The organism is Actinotignum inguinis, assembly GCF_051265835.1.
GTDB lineage: Bacteria > Actinomycetota > Actinomycetes > Actinomycetales > Actinomycetaceae > Actinotignum > Actinotignum timonense.
On the sequence record NZ_JBOZDP010000041.1, the window covers coordinates 1 to 1,439 of the forward strand.

1 protein-coding gene is annotated in these 1,439 nt (G+C 55.7%); it reads right to left on the bottom strand.

Annotation, left to right across the window (positions count from 1 at the left end):
* Positions 1-33: 33 nt before the first annotated feature.
* The gene (locus tag ACRQFC_RS09185) at positions 34-1,383 is read right to left on the bottom strand and encodes an IS256 family transposase (RefSeq protein WP_087070464.1); all 1,350 of its coding nucleotides are present in this window, start codon (positions 1,381-1,383) and stop codon (positions 34-36) included.
* Between the last annotated feature and the right edge of the window lie 56 nt (positions 1,384-1,439).

Genomic DNA, 1,439 nt, shown 5'->3' on the forward strand with positions numbered 1-1,439 from the left:
GAGTGTGTCAAGTTGTTTGTGTGTGAGCATTGTTTATAAATACTTATTAAACCGGTCAGGGTAGGCCACGGACATCTGGTTAATAGCAGTTTTCCAGCCCTGGACCCGAGCACCCTCAACATAATGGCCTACATCCACACTCCCTTTCCTCGATTCCTTCGCAAGCTTGGCAGCCCGCCGATCCTCAATATGACAAATCATCAACCACAACGCCTTGATCGCCGCCTCGTCGTTCGGGAACTGACGCCGGTTACGCGTAGCCTTACGCAACTGGCTGTTAAACGACTCGATAGCATTCGTCGTGTAAATAACCTTGCGCGCTGCCGGCGGGAAGCCCAAGAAAGGCGTGAAACGCTCCCACGCGTCCCTCCAGACCTTCACTGATTGGGGATACTTCAACCCAAGGTCACTTACCGCGAACTCTTCTAAAGCACACCTAGCGGCTTCCTCGCTTGGTGCCGTATACACGGCACGCAACGCCGCCGATACGGCCTTACGGTCCTGGTAGTTCACCCACCGATTCGCTGCCCGAATCAAATGCACGATACAGGTCTGTACCATCGAGTCCGGCCAGGTAGCCTCCACCGCTTGAGGTAAGCCTTTCAGACCGTCACAACACACGATAAACACGTCTTTCACGCCCCGGTTAGCCAGTTGGGCACACACACTCGCCCAGAAAGAAGCGCCTTCCTCACGGGCGATCCACAAGCCCAAAACGTGTTTGACGCCGTCCATGTTCACGCCGATAGCCATATAGGCACTCTTGCCTACCACGCGTCCTCCATCGCGTACTTTGATCCGGATCGCGTCAAGGAAAATCACGGGATAAAACTCGTCTAACTGGCGGTTTTGCCAGGTGAGTACTTCGTCAAGGACCGCGTCAGTGATTGCGCTGATCGTCTCCGGGGATACCTCTAGGCGCAGGGAGGTGGCTAGGTGGTGGTGGATATCGCGTACGCTCATCCCGCCGGCATACAAGCTCACGATCATGTCATCCACGTCTGTCAGGCGCCGCGCGCCTTTAGGGACCATGGTCGGGCGGAACGTGCCGGCCCTGTCACGGGGAATATCCACGGTGATCATCCCGTAGTTCGTGGCCACGGTTTTCGGGTAGCTACCGTTACGGTAGTTCCCCATGCTCTCGGCGCCGGCTTCGGCTTTGGCTTTACGGTCTGAGTGTGCGTAGCCTAAATGGGCATCCATCTCGGCTTGAAGGCCACGCGTGATCGAGGCTTGGAGCATGCCGCGTACCAGGTCGTTAGCGTTAGTAGTAGACGTGGCTAGCTCGCCGATCAGCTCGGCCATTTGCGGGTTAGCCAGGAGTTTCTTCTCGATGGCATCGATACGCTGCTTGTCTTCAGGGTCTTGTTTCACGGTAGTCATTCTGGTTTATCTCCTAGGTGGTTTTCACCCTCACACACAAACCATTAGACACTCTC

Coding starts and splice junctions, on each gene's coding strand:
- ACRQFC_RS09185 (WP_087070464.1), bottom strand. CDS start 1,383: ATGACTACCGTGAAACAAGACCCTGAAGACAAGCAGCGTATCGATGCC.